The sequence below is a fragment of the Mesorhizobium sp. M1334 genome (genome assembly GCF_040317995.1).
In the GTDB taxonomy this organism is placed as follows: Bacteria; Pseudomonadota; Alphaproteobacteria; order Rhizobiales; family Rhizobiaceae; genus Mesorhizobium.
In genome coordinates this window covers 16,845-36,046 of sequence record NZ_JAMYLM010000006.1, presented here as the reverse complement: position 1 = coordinate 36,046, position 19,202 = coordinate 16,845, and the positions used below count along the sequence as shown (strand labels likewise).

At 63.4% G+C, this 19,202-nt stretch carries 19 protein-coding genes and 1 pseudogene; 15 read left to right on the top strand and 5 right to left on the bottom strand.

What is annotated here, in order from left to right; genetic code table 11:
- Window positions 1-44: 44 nt before the first annotated feature.
- The 4 genes from NKH17_RS13600 (at window position 45) to NKH17_RS13585 (ending at window position 3,188) form a co-directional block, all read left to right on the top strand.
- Window positions 45-497, top strand: a complete 453-nt coding sequence (locus NKH17_RS13600) for a DsrE family protein (RefSeq protein ID WP_352800139.1) — start codon at window positions 45-47, stop codon at window positions 495-497.
- 172 nt (window positions 498-669) lie between these two features.
- Window positions 670-1,467, top strand: coding sequence for an SDR family NAD(P)-dependent oxidoreductase (locus NKH17_RS13595; RefSeq protein ID WP_352902372.1), 798 nt, complete (start codon window positions 670-672; stop codon window positions 1,465-1,467).
- A 49-nt stretch (window positions 1,468-1,516) separates the two neighbouring features.
- A complete protein-coding gene (locus NKH17_RS13590; protein ID WP_352478046.1) occupies window positions 1,517-1,822 on the top strand; it encodes a putative quinol monooxygenase in 306 nt (101 codons plus the stop codon).
- Window positions 1,823-2,099: 277 nt separating this feature from the next.
- Window positions 2,100-3,188 (top strand): AbrB family transcriptional regulator, encoded by a 1,089-nt coding sequence (locus NKH17_RS13585; protein ID WP_352753419.1) that lies wholly within the window; start codon window positions 2,100-2,102, stop codon window positions 3,186-3,188.
- Window positions 3,189-3,213: 25 nt separating this feature from the next.
- Here the strand turns inward: NKH17_RS13585 and NKH17_RS13580 are convergent, their stop codons facing one another.
- Complete coding sequence (locus NKH17_RS13580; protein ID WP_352902377.1) at window positions 3,214-3,519, bottom strand: nuclear transport factor 2 family protein; 306 nt, start codon at window positions 3,517-3,519, stop codon at window positions 3,214-3,216.
- Between the two features lie 615 nt (window positions 3,520-4,134).
- On the opposite strand from NKH17_RS13580, the gene leuA reads away from it, so the two are divergent.
- The 4 genes from leuA to NKH17_RS13560 all read left to right on the top strand — a co-directional run bounded on the left by leuA (window position 4,135) and on the right by NKH17_RS13560 (window position 9,568).
- Window positions 4,135-5,871, top strand: a complete 1,737-nt coding sequence (leuA, locus tag NKH17_RS13575; protein ID WP_352902380.1) for a 2-isopropylmalate synthase — start codon at window positions 4,135-4,137, stop codon at window positions 5,869-5,871.
- Window positions 5,872-6,014: 143 nt separating this feature from the next.
- Window positions 6,015-7,802: a tetratricopeptide repeat protein gene (locus NKH17_RS13570; protein ID WP_352902383.1), complete on the top strand. Its 1,788-nt coding sequence runs from the start codon at window positions 6,015-6,017 to the stop codon at window positions 7,800-7,802.
- Between the two features lie 211 nt (window positions 7,803-8,013).
- Window positions 8,014-8,817, top strand: coding sequence for an alpha/beta fold hydrolase (locus tag NKH17_RS13565; protein WP_352902386.1), 804 nt, complete (start codon window positions 8,014-8,016; stop codon window positions 8,815-8,817).
- A 133-nt stretch (window positions 8,818-8,950) separates the two neighbouring features.
- A complete protein-coding gene (locus NKH17_RS13560; protein WP_352902389.1) occupies window positions 8,951-9,568 on the top strand; it encodes a hypothetical protein in 618 nt (205 codons plus the stop codon).
- A 72-nt stretch (window positions 9,569-9,640) separates the two neighbouring features.
- Here NKH17_RS13560 and NKH17_RS13555 read toward each other — a convergent pair whose 3' ends face one another.
- The gene (locus NKH17_RS13555) at window positions 9,641-10,585 is read right to left on the bottom strand and encodes a metallophosphoesterase family protein (RefSeq protein ID WP_352902410.1); all 945 of its coding nucleotides are present in this window, start codon (window positions 10,583-10,585) and stop codon (window positions 9,641-9,643) included.
- A 53-nt stretch (window positions 10,586-10,638) separates the two neighbouring features.
- On the opposite strand from NKH17_RS13555, the gene NKH17_RS13550 reads away from it, so the two are divergent.
- A complete protein-coding gene (locus NKH17_RS13550) occupies window positions 10,639-11,139 on the top strand; it encodes an NUDIX domain-containing protein (protein WP_352651074.1) in 501 nt (166 codons plus the stop codon).
- Between the two features lie 70 nt (window positions 11,140-11,209).
- A complete protein-coding gene (locus tag NKH17_RS13545) occupies window positions 11,210-11,692 on the top strand; it encodes an ABZJ_00895 family protein (RefSeq protein ID WP_352902392.1) in 483 nt (160 codons plus the stop codon).
- A gap of 20 nt (window positions 11,693-11,712) precedes the next feature.
- On the opposite strand, the gene NKH17_RS13540 is transcribed toward NKH17_RS13545, so the two are convergent.
- Window positions 11,713-12,702 (bottom strand): glutathione S-transferase family protein, encoded by a 990-nt coding sequence (locus NKH17_RS13540; protein WP_352902393.1) that lies wholly within the window; start codon window positions 12,700-12,702, stop codon window positions 11,713-11,715.
- Window positions 12,703-12,980: 278 nt separating this feature from the next.
- Here NKH17_RS13540 and NKH17_RS13535 point away from each other — a divergent pair, with 278 nt between their 5' ends.
- From NKH17_RS13535 to NKH17_RS13520, 4 genes and pseudogenes are all read left to right on the top strand, one after another.
- The gene (locus NKH17_RS13535; RefSeq protein ID WP_352478064.1) at window positions 12,981-13,517 is read left to right on the top strand and encodes a GNAT family N-acetyltransferase; all 537 of its coding nucleotides are present in this window, start codon (window positions 12,981-12,983) and stop codon (window positions 13,515-13,517) included.
- A gap of 65 nt (window positions 13,518-13,582) precedes the next feature.
- A pseudogene (locus NKH17_RS13530) lies at window positions 13,583-14,345 on the top strand (3-hydroxyacyl-CoA dehydrogenase).
- Window positions 14,317-15,123 carry a HugZ family pyridoxamine 5'-phosphate oxidase gene (locus NKH17_RS13525; RefSeq protein ID WP_352902412.1) on the top strand — a complete coding sequence of 269 codons (807 nt, stop codon included), beginning with the start codon at window positions 14,317-14,319 and terminating at the stop codon, window positions 15,121-15,123. The pseudogene NKH17_RS13530 and the gene NKH17_RS13525 overlap by 29 nt, the downstream one beginning before the upstream one ends.
- Before the next feature lie 173 nt (window positions 15,124-15,296).
- Window positions 15,297-15,635: an ArsR/SmtB family transcription factor gene (locus tag NKH17_RS13520; RefSeq protein WP_254819124.1), complete on the top strand. Its 339-nt coding sequence runs from the start codon at window positions 15,297-15,299 to the stop codon at window positions 15,633-15,635.
- Window positions 15,636-15,724: 89 nt separating this feature from the next.
- Here the strand turns inward: NKH17_RS13520 and NKH17_RS13515 are convergent, their stop codons facing one another.
- A complete protein-coding gene (locus NKH17_RS13515; protein ID WP_352902396.1) occupies window positions 15,725-16,729 on the bottom strand; it encodes a L,D-transpeptidase in 1,005 nt (334 codons plus the stop codon).
- Between the two features lie 310 nt (window positions 16,730-17,039).
- Between NKH17_RS13515 and NKH17_RS13510 the strand changes: the two genes are divergently transcribed.
- The gene (locus tag NKH17_RS13510; RefSeq protein WP_352902398.1) at window positions 17,040-17,837 is read left to right on the top strand and encodes a TrmH family RNA methyltransferase; all 798 of its coding nucleotides are present in this window, start codon (window positions 17,040-17,042) and stop codon (window positions 17,835-17,837) included.
- 129 nt (window positions 17,838-17,966) lie between these two features.
- On the opposite strand, the gene NKH17_RS13505 is transcribed toward NKH17_RS13510, so the two are convergent.
- On the bottom strand, window positions 17,967-19,130 hold the full coding sequence (locus NKH17_RS13505; RefSeq protein WP_352902400.1) for a coiled-coil domain-containing protein: 1,164 nt from the start codon (window positions 19,128-19,130) through the stop codon (window positions 17,967-17,969).
- Between the last annotated feature and the right edge of the window lie 72 nt (window positions 19,131-19,202).

The window sequence follows — 19,202 nt, the reverse complement described above, 5'->3', positions numbered from 1 at the left end:
AGGCCACGCAATTTGCGCCGGCCGGCCAAATGGGAGATGAAGCCATGCGACGCCGCGATATTTTCCGCGTCGGTCTTGCCGGAGTTGCCGGGCTTTTCGGGCTGCGCCCGACCAAGGCGGCAGCCATTGAAGTCAAGGCCGTCGAAGAGGAAAGGCAAAAGGTCGCCTATCACCTCAGCGACCTCGACAAGGTCAATTTCGTGCTCGGCAACATCAAGAACCACTTCGAAGGCACCGACGGCAATGTCGACATCGCGCTTGTCGTGCACGGCCCGGCACTTGCCGCCTTCAAGTCGAAGGGCATATCGGCCGCCATTTCCGGGCGATTCGCCGGCCTTGTCCAGGACGGGCTCAGCCCGCACGCTTGCGCCAACACCATGCACGGCATGGATATCGGCCTGGCCGACCTGCTCGACGGCTTCCATGCAGCCGACAGGGGCGGCGTCGTCAAGCTCGCCGAATTGCAACGCCAGGGCTACGCCTATCTCAGGCCATAGGGCAATTCCAGGAAAAGTGTGAAACGGTTTTCCGTCCGGAATTGCGTCAAGACAAAGAAGGAGCGGTTCGCCGTTTCCGTGAAACAGTGAACCACTCTAAACTTTTACGGACTTGAATGCGAGGACTGCGAGGGCCTACGAAGAGCAGGCAGAGTCCCCCGGAGGAATAGACGTGCCAGCCACCACCACCCTTGTCAGCCCCTCTCTGGTCATCCCCGACCTTGCCGGAAAGGCGGTGCTGGTCACCGGCGCCTCGACCGGCATCGGCGCGGCGCTTGCACTTGCCTACGCCGCGCAGAAATGCCGCGTCGCGCTGCACTACAATTCCAGCCGTACGGCTGCCGAAAACCTGGCCGCGACCATTCGCAACGGCGGCGGCGACGTGTTCCTCGCCCAGGGCGATTTCTCGATCCCCGCCGATGTCGAGCGCGTTGTCGAGGACAGTGCGCAACATTTCGGCCGGCTCGACGGCCTCGTCAACAATGCCGGCGGCATGCTCGGCCGCGTGCCCTATGCCGAGCAGACCGAAGCGCATTACGACGCGGTGATGGATCTCAACGCGCGTTCCGTGCTGACAGCTTCGCGCAAGGCGATCCCATGGCTGAAGCGGCAGGGCGGCTTCATCGTCAACACCTCCTCGATCGCCGCGCGCAACGGCGCCGGTGGCGGCGCCGGCCTTTACGGCTCGGCCAAAGCCTTCGTCTCCAACGTCACGCGCGGCATGGCCAAGGAGCTGATCGGCTTCAACATCCGCGTCAACGCGGTGGCGCCCGGCACCATCGCCACCCCTTTCCACGAGCGCTACTCGACCGACGACCAGATGAAAGGCATGATCGCCACCATCCCGCAGGGCCGCGCCGGCACGGCCGAGGACTGCGTCGGCGCCTATCTGTTCCTCTCCTCCGATCTGTTGAGCGGCTACATCATCGGCCAGGTGATCGAGGTCAATGGCGGGCAGTTGATGCCGTAGACGGCGAACTGCATACTCCTGGTTGCGTCATCTCAACGGAGCAAAGCGAATGTACGGACTGATCGGCAAGATGCGGGCGATGCGCGGCCAGCGTGACGCAATGATGGATATCCTGCTCGCCAGCACCGGCGCCATGCCCGGCTGCCTGAACTACATCATCGCCACCGATCCGGCCGATGCCGACGCGATCTGGGTGACCGAGGTGTGGACCGATGCCGAAAGCCACAAGGCTTCGCTGCAGCTGCCCGAAATCCAGGCGGCAATCGCCAAGGCACGGCCGATCATCGCCGGGTTCGAGTTCCAGGTGGAGACGCATCCTGTTGGCGGGTTCGGCTTGCCAGTGAAGGCGGAATAGAGGGAGAGGCCGGCGGGACAGCGCCCCCCTCTGGCCTGCCGGCCATCTCCCCCTCAAGTGGGGAGATTGTCCGTCATCTCGGCTTTCGCCAATCGCCAAACGCCACAGGAATGAGCGGGGCCCTGGAACAGCCGATCTCCCCCCTCGTGGGGGAGATGTCCGGCAGGACAGAGAGGGGCGCGAAGGATCGCCACAGAAGCCGTAGTGCAGTCGTCACCCAAGGCCAACCCCGCAAAAAGGGTTCGCATTTTTTCGCGGCCGGTCTAAGAGCCCATCTATGGATTCTTCCCCCAACCCGCCGGCCATCGAGCACCTGGCGCGGATCCACAAGGCCTGGCAGTGGCCCGTCCTGGTGGTGGTCTCGGTGCTGTTTGCCGGCGCGCTGGAACTCGCCGCCCTGCCGGCCGCGCTCTTGATCGGACCGATGCTGGCGGCCATCGTCGCCGGCACCAACGGCGCCACGGTGCGCGTGCCGCGGGTTCTGTTCGGCTCAGCCCAGGCGGTCGTCGGCTGCCTGGTCGCCAGTTCCATCTCGGCCGATATCTTTCCCGTCTTCTACAAGGAATGGCCGCTGTTCCTTGGGGTCGTGATGGCGACGGTCGCGGCATCCAGCCTGCTCGGCTGGCTGATCAGCCGCTGGCGCATCCTGCCCGGCACCACCGCGGTCTGGGGCTCGTCGCCGGGCGCCGCCACCGCCATGGTGCTGATGGCCGGTGCGTTCGGCGCCGACCAGCGCCTCGTCGCCTTCATGCTTTATCTGCGCGTCATCTGCGTCTCGATGACGGCAGCCCTGGTGGCCAAGCTCTGGGTCGACACCTCGGGCATCGAGGTGCCGGCCATCGTCTGGTTCCCACCGGTCGACCCGCAAGGCTTGGCCGCGACTTTCGGGGTGGCGCTGGTTGGCGGCCTCGCGGGAAAGCTTTTCCGGCTGCCGTCGCCGTTCTTCCTCGGCACCTTCATTTTCGGCACCGTGATCCATCTTGGGCTCGGCGTGACCATGCAGTTGCCGCCCTGGCTGCTTGCCTTGAGCTATACGATGATCGGCTGGAGCATCGGCCTGAATTTCACCAGGGCCATTTTGCGCCACGCGGCCCGCGCGCTGCCGCAGATCGTCGGCTCGATCATTGCCCTGATCGGCTTTTGCGGCGGCCTCGCCTTCCTGATCAGCCGCCTGCTCGGCATCGATCCGCTGACCGCCTATCTGGCAACCAGCCCGGGCGGCATGGACAGCGTCGCCATCATCGCCGCCGCCGCGCAGCATGTCGACATATCCTTCGTCATGGCGCTGCAATCGGCACGCTTCCTGATCGTGCTTCTGGTCGGCCCAAGCGTGGCGCGGCTGGTGGCGAGAAGCCTGCGGGAGTAAAGACCAGCTGGGCTGCGTCAGCTGATCACCAGGCTCGATATACGCTCGCCGTCCAGCGTGAAGACCATATCGCCCTCGCCGTTGAAACCGTTGCCTTCGACGGCGATGCGAACGGGCAGGTGCCGTCCGCTGCTGCGATGCCGAGGATGCTGAACCTGGACTGCACGCCGATATTGTCCGACTGGTTCCAGCGCGCAATCTGCTCGCGGCCCCGGAACGACCGGCCCCAATCGCTCAGAAAGGCATCCGGCGTGAAACTGTCCAGGAAGGCTTCGGTGTCGCCGGCATTGGTGGCTTCGACAAAGCGGCGGATGGGATCGGGCGTGTCCATGTCTTTCCTCCTGGACCGGATTCCGGTGCTCTGGAAGGAGCGGCCGGATGGGACGATAGGGTAGTCCTCGAAGCATGACGCCGAAAATAAAAACCCGCCTCGGGAGGCGGGTCGTTGGAGCCAATTAGCCCATACCCAGATTAGTAGCATAGCTGCCGGCACAAAGCAAGAACAAAATGTGGCTACCCCGGACAATCGCGACAGGTTTGCGCCGCCCCGAGTGAGGGCAGCGCCGGCTTCGGTCATCCGTTTGATTGATTTCTCTGGCATCGAGAAGCCCCAAGCCGACAGCGAGGCTCCCACTTGCCTCGCTTTGCCTGCTCCTGTATGAAAACCGCCATGAGCCCGCGCGCCACCTCTTTTGCGTCCCGTCCGACCGGCATTGCCGGCCAGACCGTTCGCGCGCTTGCCTCCACCCTGCTGCCTCTCGGCCTTATCGGCGATCGCCGGGTTCGCTGAAGGAGCGCCCGGCGGTCGAATTCGCCGCGCACGCGCACGCTCCTTGGCCAGTCTGCAAATTGGCACGTCACATCAAGCGAACGAAATTCTGGTAAAGGCGCCGCTCGCCACCAATCCGCCTGAAGCTGGATCCGTGAGCCGCCGGGAGAAAAGATGATGAACGCACGAGAAGATATCCGTCTGAATGTAGAGGAAACCACCAAGCCCGCGAGGGGCATGCCGGACGCTGCCCGCAAATACCAACCCTATCCGACCGTCGGCCTTGCCGACCGCACCTGGCCTTCGAAAGTGATCGACAAGGCGCCGATCTGGTGCTCGGTCGACCTGCGCGACGGCAACCAGGCGCTGATCGATCCGATGGGCCAGGAACGCAAGGCGCGCATGTTCGCCCTGCTGCTCGACATGGGCTTCAAGGAGATCGAGATCGGCTTCCCGTCGGCCTCGCAGACCGACTTCGATTTCGCCCGCTGGTGCATCGAACAAGGCAACGTGCCCGCCGACGTCTCGCTGCAGGTGCTGGTACAGTGCCGGCCGGAACTGATCACCCGCACTTTCGAGGCGCTGAAGGGCGCCACCACCCCGATCGTCCATTTCTATAACTCGACCAGCGAGCTGCAGCGCCGCGTCGTCTTCGAGAAGGACGTCGCCGGCATCAAGCGGATCGCCACCGATGCGGCCAAGATGATCACGGACATGGCGGCGAAGGCCGGCGGCGGCTACCGTTTCGAATACTCGCCGGAGAGCTTTACCGGCACCGAGCTCGAAGTGGCGCTGGAGATCTGCAACGCGGTCACCGAGATCGTCAGGCCGACGGCGGAAAACAAGCTGATCATCAACCTGCCCTCCACGGTCGAGATGTCGACGCCCAACATCTATGCCGACCGCATCGAATGGATGTGCCGCAATCTCGACAACCGCGAGAACCTGTTGATCTCGCTGCACCCGCACAATGACCGCGGCACCGGCATCGCCACCACCGAACTCGGCCTGATGGCGGGCGCCGACCGCGTCGAAGGCACGCTGTTCGGCAATGGCGAGCGCACCGGCAATGTCGACATCGTCACGCTGGCGCTCAACATGTACACGCAAGGCGTCGATCCCGAGCTCGACTGCTCCGACATCAACCGCATGAAGGACGTCTACGAATACTCCAACCAGCTGAAGATCCCCGAGCGCCATCCCTATGTCGGCGAGCTCGTCTACACCGCCTTTTCCGGCTCGCACCAGGACGCCATCAACAAGGGGATGAAGGCGCTGCGCAAGGCCAACACGCCGCACTGGGAGGTGCCCTACCTGCCGATCGACCCGGCCGATGTCGGCCGCAGCTATGAAGCCATCATCCGCATCAACTCGCAGTCCGGCAAGGGCGGCATCGCCTATGTGCTGCATGCGGATTACGGCCTCAACCTGCCGCGCAACCTGCAGATCGAGTTCAGCCAGGCCATCCAGGCGATCACCGACGCCGAAGGCAAGGAAGTGCCGGCCAGGCGCATTTACGAGCGCTTTCTCGATACCTATGTCGACCAGCCCGGCGCGCGGCTGAAGTTCCTCGACCACCACACCTACCCCGACACCGAGGTCAAGGGCCGGCGCGTGGTCGAAGCGGTGATCCTCGACAAAGGCAAGGAGGTGACCATATCAGGCACCGGCACCGGCCCGATCGACGGCTTCGTCGATGCGCTGTCGCGCCATGTCGGGGTGCCGATGTCGGTGCTGGATTATTCCGAGCATTCCATGCAGCGCGGCTCGAATGCCTCGGCCATTTCCTATGTCGAGATGGAATATCCGGACGGCAAGCTGTTCGGCGCCGGCATCAACACCAACATCGTCGCCGCCTCGCTCGAAGCCGTGGTTTCGGCCGCCAACCGCATCGTCGGCCGAAAGCTCGGCTAGCCGAGACTGCCAGACTCGCGCCATCGGCCCACCGGACTTTTATCCGGTGGGTACGCTATCGCACCATAAGCACACGCTTGTAAGGCGCCGCCAGCGCTATATGATTGTACCTCAACCTGTGCCGAATTCGAAGGGATCGACACTTGCAGCATACCACGCCTGCCGCCCCCGCAGTGCGCGAAACGCTGGAGCGATTGCTTGCCAGCGAAACGTTCGGACGATCCGAGCGCGCGCGCAAGCTGCTCCGCTATCTCGTCGAGCGCGAGCAGGCAGGCGAAGCCGACCGGCTCAAGGGCTTCTCCATAGCGATGGACGTCTTCGGCAAGGACGGCGATTTCGATCCGTCGACCGATGCGGTGGTGCGGGTGCAGGCCGGCAGGCTGCGCGAGCTTCTGCAGCAGTATTTCGCCAATGAGGGCGTTGCCGAACCGGTCCGCATCGCCATTCCACGCGGCGGCTATGTTCCATCCTACGAACTCAATGCCATTCGCTTGCCGGCGGAGGTGGAGGCAAAGAGCAAGCCGCAGCCGGCGACAGAGGAGGCGACAAACGCCCCGCCCGGATCGCCGGAAGATGCCCGCAACCGGGCACATCCGGCTGCATTGCTGAGCGTTCCAGCCGTCGCCCCTGCTGCACCTTCGCTGCAGCGGCATTTGCAGTTCTTCTGGCTGGCGATCGCACTGGTCATCCTCATGCTGGGTGTGCTGATCCTTCGCCAGGGCAGCGTGGTATTGCTGACCGGCGGCGACACGGCGGTCGAGACCGCGGTGGCGACCGCCAGCATTGCAGCGCCTCCGGTTGAAAACCTTCCCCAGGTCTACATCGCCATCAAGGCTGACAGCGACGTGGCTCGTCGTGTCGCCGCATCGCTGCGCGCCGGCCTTAGCGGCTTCGACACCATCAATTTCATCGGCCGTGATGCCGACAACCCGCCCGATCCAGTTACCGACGCCACCAGCTTCGTATTCGATGTCCTGCCCGGGCCGCGCAGCGGCGACATCATGCTCGAGCTGCAAAGCGTGGCGACCGGCCGCGTGCTGCTGTCACGCAACCTGACCGCCGGCGACAGCGCGAACACCGCCATCGAGGACCAGATCTCCGGCATTTTGAGCTCGGCTCTTCCCGCCTCGGGCACGATCTACAACTACATCGAGCAGAGCGGCATCCAGACCGGGCTGACGGCGTGTCTGGTGCTCAACGGCAAATATTATCTCGACCAGAACGCCCAGACGCACGAAGCCGCCTACCGCTGCCTCGAAGATCTTGCCAACGGGAAGGCGAAGTCGTCCCTCGTCTATTCGGAACTCGCGTCCTTGCATCTTGAAGCGGTCACCGACCACTATCCCTACCCAGCCGACGCGACGATCGACAAAGCGATGACGTTTGCCCATCGCGCCATCCAGATGGGCCCGACCAGCCCCTACGCGCACCGCGCCCTTGGTTATCTCAACTCGCGCATGGGCGATTCCGCGGAATCGATCCGCTGGATGCGCAAGGCCTATGAGCTCAATCCCTATGATCTCGCTATGGCCGCCGCCTATGGCTACGGGCTGGTTTTCGCCGGCAGGTACAGCGAGGGCACCCCGATCATCGCTCACGCCGTGGACATCGCCAGCGCCCATCCGACATGGTGGGATTACGGGCTGTTCGCCGGAGAGTTCATGATGGGCGACATGAACAAGGCGACGCTTGCCGGCGACGGCTTGCGAACGACGGAAATGAAATCGCATTATCTGGCCGCGCGGCTGATCGGTGCCAAGGCTGCCGGCCGCGAGAAACTGGCGAGCAGGCTGCTGCAGGAACTGACCACCAAATTCCCGAAATTCGCAGCCGATCCGCGCGCAACTTTCGTCGAACGAAGATATCCCGCCGATCTGACCAACCGGCTGGTGGAAGCCCTGCGCGCCGCCGGGCTTGGCGGCGCCAGCTGACGTCGCCCGGCGCGTGCACGACGTCAGGTGATCGCGAAGATTTTACTGGCCATCCGGACGGCCAAAGCGCAATTCAGACACAATTTGAACTGGCCAATCTGATCCCGCATAAGACTGATCTCCGCATAAGTCTGACCTCCCACAAAGACTGATCCGCTTAGGACCGCCCCCGGCATCCTGACTGATCCCGGCACCAAGCCATAAAGTTTGCATGACCCCATCCCTGTACGCCGCCGAACGGGGCACCGGCCCGACAACCATCGCCTTGCTGCATGGTTTCGGTGGCTGCCACGACGACTGGCGCGAGGTGGCCGCGTCCCTGGCACTCGGCGCGCGGACGTTGGCCTATGATCTGCCGGGGCATGGGCTGTCACTCGATTTTCCGGGCGGCGGTCCGGCCGGGATTGCAGCCAGTGCCGTCCTTACGGATTTTTCCGCTCGCGGGATTAAGCGGGCCCATCTCGTCGGCCATTCGATGGGCGGCGCCGTGGCCGCCCTGATGGCATTGAACGAGCCGGAAAAAATAGCCTCGCTGACGCTGCTGGCGCCGGGCGGTTTCGGTCCTGAGATCAATGGTCCGCTGCTGCGTCGTTACGCCGCCGCTGCCGGCACGGATGAAATCCGCGCCTGTCTTGCCGACATGTCGGGACCACAAAGCCGACCTTCGCAGCGTAGGGTCGATCTCGTCAACGAGATGCGGCAGCGTCCCGGCCAGCTACGGACACTTGTCGAGCTCGCGGCCGCCATGACCAGGGATGATCGGCAAGGCGTCATCCCAAGCGAGCGGCTTGAAACGCTGAATATGCCAATCATGGTGATTTGGGGAACCGACGACGCGATGCTGCCCGTCAGCCAGGCGGACGGCCTGCCGGAGCATTTTCATCTGCACCACGTGCTGGAAGCCGGCCATATGCTGGTCGAGGAAGCGCCCGGCCTGGTCGTCGAGGCTGTCCGTCGCAACATGCGGCGCCGCAGCAGGCGGCTTCGTCCAGAATTGGCTGCGGCGGCGAGCTGATCCGCCCTCGCGCGGGACGGCCGCGGCGCAGGTGCTCCTTCCACCGAACCCTTGCCGGCCCGTCGATCTGGCAAGTGCATTTTGCCGGCGGCTGTGTTAATTCGGTGTTAACCAAACCCGCGAGGCAACGCCGATGAAGGACGCAGGCGAGAACATCACCCAGATCGATCAGTCGCGAAAACTGTCCGATGCCATTCGCGACGTCAAGAACTCCTTCGCTGACCGCGACGACGTCGTCGTCGACATGCGCGAAGCGCATCGCATGCGGCTCGATCTGCTTGCCGCCGAACTCGCGCCGGTCTTCGGCGACGTGCCCACCGACATGGACAGTTTCGACTTCGCCGTCTCGTCCGGCCTGCAGCCACGGCTGTGGATCGACGCCGTCAGCCATGTCGCCATGGGACGCGACCGCCGCACCTACCGCTTTCTCAAGGACACGCGCATCGGCCGCGTCGTCCTTGCCGAATCGACCGACATGAAGGTCGTTGCCGACCAGGTGACGCGCTATGTCGCCGAGCGCGTTGTCGAACGCCAGAGAATGATGGAAGGCGGCATCGAGCAAGCCGTCGCCGGCCTCAAACGCGCCCTGGTGGCGGAGGCCGAGCCGCCGCTGCAGATCGCCGCGCGCAGCAACGGCTGGTCGGCGTTCTTTTCCGGCCTCGGCCTGATCGCCGCCGGCGCCCTGGTCGGCCTGGCGATTTCGCTCGTACTGTTCTGGGACCGCATCGTCGCGATGAAAATCAGCTTCTAAAGCGGTTCAGCGTTTCACCGAAATGCTGAACGGCTCTATCTCTTTGTTCTGACGCAATTCCGAAAAACCGCTTCACACTTTTCCTGGAATTGCTCTAGCCATCGACGCCTCGGCCTCGACGCCAAGCTCCAGCGTCTGCAGGTCGCTGGGCGGCAATGCCGGCCCGGTCAGGCCGCGGCGCGTCAGCCTGATCCGCCAATTGTCTTTTTCACCGTCGATGTCGAGCAGATTGTATTGCGCCGGCGCATGCGAACTGCCGGGGGCCTGCCCGGCAGCGGCGACGCCGACCACCGGGATTTTTGTCTTGCGGGCGCCGATGAAGAACAGCGACGGCACATGCGAATGGCCATGCAGCACAAGCTCGGCGCCGTGCCGGTGAAGCACCCTGTGGAAGCGCGAGATGCCGAACAGCCGCTTGTTCTGCGAAACGGCGCCGCGCATCGGCGGGTGGTGGATCATGATCACCCGGAACAGGCCGCGCTTGCCTGTGGCGTCGAGCATGCCGCGCAGCCGTTCCGCCTGGCCTTCCAGAAAGAAGCCGTTGGCCATGAACGGAGCCGTGGCTCGCGCCGTGGAGACGCCGATCAGCGCAACATCGCCGCGTACGCGCAGATACGGAAAGGTGTTGCGGTCGACCGGCGTATTGATGCCGTCGCCGGTCATCCACGCCGCCCACGACCGGCAGGTCTTGTCGAAGGCGCCCGGCACATAGGCGTCATGGTTTCCCGGCACGACCGACACGTCGTTGGGCGAGCCAAGCGTCTCCAGCCAGTGCTTGGCCATCTCGAGCTCACCATCGAGCGCCAGATTGACCAGGTCGCCGGTGATGGCGAGATGGTCCGGCCCGCTGGCCTTCATGTCGGCGACGATCGTGTCGATGACGGCGTCGTGCATGTGGCGGCGGCGGTTGCGCTGCCAATTGACGTAGCCGACCACGCGCTTGGAGGCGAGATCGCGATAGGTTACATCGGGGAGCGGCCCCAGATGGACATCGGAAATATGCGCGAGCCTGAACATCTTTTCTTCATAGGCGAGGCGCGCGCCGCTTTCCACTCACGGTTTCGCGGACGATGACGACGCCGGATCCGGAGCAAGCCCTGCGCCAGACCGGATGGCCGGGCCTCAGGGCAAGGCTGTTTCACCTGTACTTCGTACTGCGGCGGCCGATGACGCTCGGCGTGCGCGGCTTGATCCACGACCGAGCCTCCAATTCGGTCTTCCTCATCCGCCACACCTATGTTCCGGGCTGGCATCTTCCGGGCGGCGGCGTTGAGCCGGGCGAGACCATGATCGAGGCGCTGGCGCGCGAACTGTCCGAGGAAGGCAACATCGCGCTGACCGGACCGCCGGTGCTGAAATCGCTGCATTTCAACCGCCGCGCCAGCCGCCGCGATCATGTCGGCCTTTATCTGGTCGAGGAGTTCAACCAGAAAGCACCCAAACTGCCCGACCGCGAGATCGCTGAGGCCGGCTTCTTTTCGCTCGATCGTCTGCCGGAGGGCACGACACCGGCAACTTTGCGGCGCATCGCGGAGATTTTTGGAAACGCCGCGGCCTCGCCCCACTGGTGACTTCACAGCAGAGAATTTTCTTGCATTTGGAACTCAAGACTTTATTTTGCGTCGAATTCAGGGGAAACAAATGCCAGCTGACAAGATTGAAGCCGTAAATATTTGGCGTTATGTTGGAATTTATATTTCTGCAACAATAGTATTGTACGTTTCATGGGTATCCTTTGTGTACCTGCTTCCATCCGTGGAAAAGAGCACGGCAACGGCCGTGAATTTAGCTATAATATTCGCATCATCTTCTTTCTCCTACTCAGCATTCATAAAACGACATGGAAGACTATTTGAGCGAAGTGAGTATTGGAAAATAGTCATTCTTTCAACAGCTGCATCGTTGTTGTTTTCAATCGTTTGCCTACTGTTCTCGGTGCTGATCGGCGTCGCGCCGACGAGCTTGGAAGATATCCCCGCCGGAGCCTGGATACTAGTTCTGGCAATACTTGCGCTTTTTGGATTTTGCCTCAACGCGATCGGCTTCAACAAGCAACTCGGCAAAATCTTTCTGAAGGCCAGTCGCGCCAGACGGGCCCAACTCGATGCGGAGCCTTTCCAGTAACCAGCTCGCGGTCGGTGGTTTCAAGCCGCCTTCCTGAACCTGTCGCGGTCATGCGGCGCGCCATAGTCGAGCTCTGGCCCGACGGGCACGATCCGTGTCGGGTTGATGGTCTCGTGGCTGCGGTAATAATGCGCCTTGATGTGGTGCAAATTCACCGTGCCGGCGACGCCCGGCACCTGGTAGAGGTCGCGCAAATAATTCGACAGGTTCGGATAGTCGGCGATGCGGCGCAGATTGCACTTGAAATGGCCGACATAGACCGGGTCGAAGCGGACCAGTGTCGTGAACAGCCGCCAGTCCGCCTCTGTGATGCGGCCGCCAACGAGATAGCGCTGTTTTGACAGGCGGTCCTCCAGCGTGTCGAGCGCCGAGAACAATTCGCCGAACGCCTCCTCGTAGGCTGTCTGCGTGGTGGCGAAGCCGGCACGGTAGACGCCATTGTTGACCGCGGGATAGACCAGCGCATTGACCGCATCGATCTCGCCGCGCAACGGTTGCGGATAGAAATCGAGCTTGGCATCGCCCCATTCGTCGAACGCCGAATTGAGCATGCGGATAATCTCGGAAGATTCGTTCGAAACGATGGTCTGCTCGCGTTTGTCCCACAGCACGGGAACGGTGACCCGGCCCGAATAGCCGGGATCGGCCCTGGTGTAGATCTGGTACAGGAAATCGAGGCCGTAGAGCGTGTCGCCGGTGGCGCCGTCCTCGGCCAGGAACGTCCAGCCGTCGGCGCCCATGAAATGATGGACAACCGAGATGGAAATCACGTCCTCGAGTTTCTTGAGCACGCGAAAGATCAGCGTCCGATGCGCCCACGGGCAGGCGAGCGAGACATAGAGGTGATAGCGGCCGGGCTCGGCCTTGAAGCCGCGTTTTCGCCCTTCGGCCGGCGCGCCGTCGCGGGTCACCCAGTCGCGCCACTGTGACTGCGCGCGCACGAATTTCCCGCCGCTCTCCCCGGTATCGTACCAGCGGTCCTGCCATTGGCCTTCGACTAGCAATCCCATGAAATATCCTTTCGCGTTCCTACCCGATGTAGGGCAGCAAGCGGCCCCGCGGAAATCCCCGACGCTGAACAGATCGTCAACGGCTGCGTCGAGTGCATGTCGGCTGCGCCGGCCGATTGCGGCGGCTGAAAATTGGTGGTAGCGGACATCCGCATGTTTGACTTTGCCGTGATCCGGTTCGACCGACGACGAAAGAGCGCCCGCGCTTGATGAAGCGCTGACTGGCGAACGCTGCCGCTTGCAGCAAACCTTTCCTCGTATACCGGAACGCAAAGACCATGAGCCTTGCCGACGTGAAATACCTGCCGGAAACTCCGGCGCACGATCCTGAAATCGACGCCATCAACAACGAGGCTTTCGGGCCGGGCCGTTTCGTGCTTGCCGCCTACAAGATCCGCCAAGCTGGCTCGCACGAACGCGCTTTGTCATTCGTCGCCGTCGACGGCGCAATCGTCGTCGCCTCGGTACGGATGACGCGTATCGCCGCCGGTGCCGGCCGCGCGCTGATGCTCGGGCCGCTCGCCGTGCGGCCGGCCTTCAAAAATCTCGGCATTGGCCGCAAGCTGGTGGCAATCGCGCTGGAAGCCGCCGCCAAGGCCGGCGCGCCTGCCGTGATGCTGGTCGGCGACGAACCCTATTACGGCCCGCTCGGCTTCAAGAGGCTGCCGCGCGGGCAGATCTCGATGCCGCGTCCGGTCGATCCCGATCGGCTTTTGGCGCACGAGATCATGCCGGGCGCGGTGGCAAGGCTGGTGGGCGAGGTTTGCCACGCCGACCAGGCAAGGATTGCCGAGCACATCGCCGCGATGGCGTGACCGTTCCGGCGCTGTTGGCACGGTGGCTTCGCAGCATTAGTCTGGGCAGGGAGGCGAACGTCAAGATGAACCCGAACGGCCAGATTGCGATCGTCACCGGCGGCGGCTCTGGCCTTGGCGAGGCGACGGCGCGCGCTCTTGCCGTCCGTGGCGCCAGGGTTGCCGTCCTCGATCTCGGCATTGACCGGGCGGCCAAGGTGGCGGCCGACATCGGCGGCATCGCCGTCCAATGTGATGTGAGCGACGCGGAGAGCGGTGCCGCTGCTGTCGCGGGAGTGGGTGAGACGCTCGGCGAGCCGCGCATTCTGGTCAATTGCGCCGGCATCGCCATCGGCTTGAAGACGATCGGCAAGGATGGAGCGCACCCACTCGATCAATACCGCAAGGTGATCGAGGTCAATCTGATCGGCACCTTCAACATGATCCGCCTGGTCGCCGACCGGACCGCGAGGCTCGAACCGCTACAGGGCGGCGAGCGCGGCGTGATCGTCAACACCGCATCGGTCGCGGCCTATGACGGCCAGATCGGCCAGGCGGCCTATTCCGCGTCCAAAGCCGGCGTCGTCGGCATGACGCTGCCGGTGGCGCGCGATCTCGCCCGCTTTGGCATTCGCGTCTGCACCATCGCGCCTGGCATCTTCAGGGACGCCGATGATGGCCGGCATGCCGCAGGAGGTGCAGGATTCGCTCGGCGCCGCAGTACCCTTCCCTTCCCGTTTGGGCGAGCCTTCGGAATACGCGGCACTTGTCTTGCACATCGTCGAGAACCAGATGCTCAATGGCGAGACCATTCGCCTCGATGGCGCCATACGCATGGCGCCGAAATAAAAGCGACGGTGGTGCTTTGGACGAACCCAGGAAAGATGTGATCCGCGCAACCGACGCCGAGGCGATCAGGTTGGCAAAGACGCTGATCCGCAGCGCCCGTTTCGGCGCGATGGCGGTGCTCGAACCAGGGACCGGTTCGCCGCTGGCCAGCCGCGTCGGCGTCGCCACCGACATCGACGGCACGCCATTGATCCTGGTCTCGATGCTGTCCGCCCACACCGGCGCTATCCTTGCCGACCCGCGCTGCTCGTTGCTCGTCGGCGAACCCGGCAAGGGCGATCCGCTGGCGCATCCGCGACTGACGCTCGTCTGCCGCGCCGTGCGGCTCGAACGCGGATCGAACGAACACGCCCGCGCCGAGCGGCGCTACCTCAACCGCAACCCCAAGGCAAAACTCTATGCCGGGCTCGGCGACTTCTCGATCTTCCGGCTCGAACCGGAGCGCGCCAGCCTGAACGGAGGCTTCGGCAAGGCCTATCTGCTCGACCGCACCGATCTGGTCGCGACGGGAGCGATCGTCGAAGAGCTTGCCGCCGGCGAGCAATCGGCACTCGACCATATGAACGCCGACCATCTCGATGCGATTGCCCTCTACGCAAGTCATTTCGGCGGAGCCGGGGGCGACGGCTGGATCGTCACCGGGTTCGACGCGGACGGGATGGATCTCGTATCGGGCGACAATGTCTGTCGGGTTTTCTTCCCCGAGCCGCTGAGAGCGGCGCGCGACCTCAGGCTTGTCCTGGTCGACATGGCAAAGGCTGCCCGATCGGCAAATTAATCACAGCCGCACAGTTAATCGGCTTGCATGGAAAGCAAGCCTTGAGATTTGAGCGAAATGTTCTACCTTTGCGAGTGACGCTGAATCGCTGGCGTGCATCTATAGGGAAAGTCTATGGAATCCGACGCTATTGCCCCCATAGCGGCGGATGAGCAAGAAGGCATGGGGGATCTATGGTCTCGAACAAACTAGTCGCCAACGCCGGAACCGCGGCTGCGTTTCTGACGCTGATGGGCAACGAAAAGCGTTTGTTGATCATGAGCTATCTGGCCGAGGGCGAGATGTCGGTCGGCGCCATAGCCGAGAAGGTGTCGCTCAGCCAATCCGCCCTGTCACAGCATCTGGCCAAGCTCAGGGCTTCCGACCTTGTCGAGACCCGCCGCGATCGGCAAATGATCTATTATTCCTGCAAATCCGGGGCGGTGCGCGAATTGCTGCATATGCTGGACGGCATTTTTGGCGAAGGTGAACTGTCGCAGATGGCTCACCGGCTGCGTCGCGCCGGGACTTGAGCGGCCGAGGCGGAGAACACCCCGCCAAATCCGCTTTGCCGCCAAATCCGCCTTGCTGCCAAATCCGCCTTGCTGCCAAGTCGGCCTTGCTACTGAACACGCTCGTCGGCGGCCTGCGCCATCTCGTCCTTGAACTCGACCTTGGTGCCCGGCTGCACCATGGAGGCAAGGTCTTCGGCATCCCAATTGGTCAACCGGATGCAGCCATGCGAAAAGGTCGTGCCGATCTTGCCTGGTTCGGGCGTGCCGTGGATGCCGTAGCTTTCGATGGAAAGGTCGATCCAGACCGATCCCACGGGATTGTTCGGCCCGGCAGCGATGGTGAAGGGCCGCTTGGTCTTGACCCCCTTGAAAGCGAAGTCCGGATCGTAGTGATAGGTAGGGTTGTGCACCACGCGCCTGACCTCTGCCATGCCGCTTGGCGCCGGCTTCTCCTCGCTCCCAATCGAGGCGGGGTAGACCGCCAGCCATTTGCCGGCACGGTCGAGCACACGCACCAGGCGAGCGCCCTTGTCGACCTCGATGGTGGCGACGCCGGCGGGAGCGTCGCCTCGGTCGACGTCAGGCACCACCAAGGTCCTGCCGGGCTTCCTGAGGCTGGTGCCCGGATTGAGCATTCTCAGCAATTGTTCGCTGACATGGAAGCGCTCGGCCAATCTCTCCACCGCATTGCGGTAGCCGAGCCGCCGCAAGCGAGCCATCCCCTCCAAGCGGGCGGGAATACGCCGGGTGAACGGTCCACGCACATCCTTGCGCATCACCTCATAGCTCGCCAGCACCGGCTTGGCGGAGGTTGCGATGAGTTTGCTCCAGGTCTGTGGACTGAGCTTGCCATCGGGCGGAAGTCCGTTTGCCGCCTGAAACGCGGCGACGGCCTTGGCGAAGTTCTGGGAAAGGCGACCGTCGATCAGGCCCGGCGGGAAGCGGGCGCGATCCAGAAGGATCTGCGCCTTCAGCAGCATCGGATCGACACCCTTCGGTTCGCCGACAGTGAATTGGGCCTGATTGACGGTGGCCGGATCGAGCCTGGCCGCGCGGGCCACGCCGCATGCAAGGGCAAGCGTGGCGGCAAATACGAGGAGGAGCCTGATCATCGATGTCCTCCCAGGACCGCAGCAGGAGCCCGCTTCTATGACGCGGCATGGCCCTGTGCGGTTCCCTCGCCCCATCGAAATTCTGCATTGAAGCGGCTTTGCCGAAGAGCCGTGCCGCGGGAATCAATATTCCCCGTCGCCAAAGCCCGGGCAGATTCCATCCTGGCCCGGCGCTCAGTGACTGGATGACCGTTAGAACGGCGTGCATCCATTTGGACGCTGAGATACGGTCTGAGCTTCGGATCCGGCATCATGCCTTCCGAAGCCGAATCTCGATTCGTGGCCGACGCCATGGTCCGCCGAGGAAGCCATGAATCCGATCCGCATAGACGACCCGCACGATGCCCGCGTCGCAGCCTACCTCGACATCCGGGAGCGAGATCTTGCCGGCCGGCAAGGCCGTTTCGTCGCCGAAGGCAAGGTGGTGCTTGACACGCTGTTCGCCGCCCGGCGCTTCGAGGCAGAATCGGTGCTGGTACTCGAAAACCGGCTGGCCGGCCTCGATGACGTCTTGCGCAAGGCGCCTGCCGGGCTTCCGATCTATGTCGCATCCGGCGAAATCATCGACAGGATCGCCGGATTCCACATGCACCGCGGCATATTGGCGATCGGCCGCAAGGGTGCGGCCATCTCCGCCGAAGCCTTGCTTGGCGCGCTGCCCGCCCGCGCGCTGATCGCGGTGCTGGTCGGCATCGCCAATCATGACAATATGGGCTCGATCTTCCGCAATGCCGCGGCCTTTGGCGCGGATGCCGTGCTTCTCGACCCGACCTGCTGCGATCCGCTGTATCGCAAGGCAATCCGCGTCTCGGTGGGTGCGGCCTTGAAGGTCCCCTTCGCCTGCTTTGCCGATACCGCCGGCTGCACCGCAATGCTCGACCGGCAAGGCTTCAGCCAATTCGCCTTGTCGCCGCGCGGGCAGATCGACATTTGCGATGCCAAGAGAAACGAGCGGCTGGCGCTCTATCTCGGCACCGAGGGCGAAGGCCTGCCGGAAAGCCTGCTTGCCCGCCTGCAGACGCTGCGGATCGGTATGGCGCAAGGCTTCGACAGCCTGAACGTCGCCGCCGCGTCAGCCATCGCGCTGCATCATTTTTCCGGAGCCTGATGCATGTCGCGCAAAAGCGTGCAGCGGTTTCGCGATAACGACATGCATCAAACAAGAACTTAAGGCGCGTCCGATGAGGCGGTCGAACGCGACGCGCTTCAGAGCCGCCGCGCTTGCGCTTGCGGAATCTCAGTCGGTCGAAGCGGCCTTCTGCAGCGCTCGCACCCGATCGGCAAGGCTGCGTCCGCCGCTCCCCGGCCGCGTATCCTCAGCCGCTGCAAGCGCCCGGGCGATCGGCGAATCCGGCCCGTCGAGCCTTGCCGTCAAGGCCACGACTTGCGCCGCCAGATCGTTCATCTCTTCGCGCAATGCCGCGCTGGCGCTGCCGGCATCATCTCCGGCCCGTGATTTCGACGTTTCGACGGCAGCAAGATCTGTCTTCAGCCGCCTGTTCTCGCGTGCCAGCGATGTCAGCCTGGCCTCCAGCAGCTCGCGGTCGGCGTCGAGCTTGGCGGTTGTCTTTTCGATGTCGCCGTTGGCGGCCACATTGACCTGACTGCCTGGCACGCCGGCAAGACCCGCCGCAGGCGCCCTTTCAGCGCCTTTCGGCTTTTCGCGAAGGCGCACCAGTTCCTTCTCGCGGCGCTCCAGCCTGTCCTCGCGATCGGCCAGCGTGGCGACCAGGCGTTCGATTTTCTTTTCCAGGTCGCCGGTTCTTTTCTTCTCGGCCTTCAGCGCGTCCCGCAAAGCCTTGCGTTCGGCTGCCAATTCCTGGCTGCGCCTGTCCGCCTCCTTACGCTGGCCGCGCAGCAGCGAAATGTCGCTCGCCAGCTTCTGCAGCTCGGATTCGCGCGCCACCAGCTCGATCTGCCGGCTGCTGGATAAGAAACTGGCGTCGTCATACATGTGCTCCAGTTTCCGCAGTTCGAGCCCGCGCTTTTCGAGGGCGCGCTCGGTCTCTGCAAGCCGCTCCGACAGCTGCTGCAGCTGCTCATCGCGCTTGCGAAGCTCCTCGCCCCTGGTTGTAAGATCGGCGACGACCCGGTTCTTGTCCTGCCGCTCGGCCGCCAATTCCTTCAGGGCTTCGCGGTCGCGGCCGATCTCGACCAGCTGTTCGGCGGCCTTCTCGCGCAATGACTTGACGGTCATTTCAAGCCGGCGCACCGAAACCGCGAACTCGGCGCGAATGCGATCCTTGTCCGCCTGGATCTCGGCCAGCGTCAACGGCATTGAACTCTCGACGCGCTTGCGCGTCAGCGCCACCGCCCGCCGCCACACGGCCGGAGCAATCATCAGCGCCAGAAAGCCCGCGCAGAGAAAGCCGAGAACAAAGAACAGGATCGACTGGACCAAGATGACTATCCGTTGTGCATGGCAACCGCCAAAGGTCGACTTTGCCATCTTCGCATGACGGAAATCCGGCGC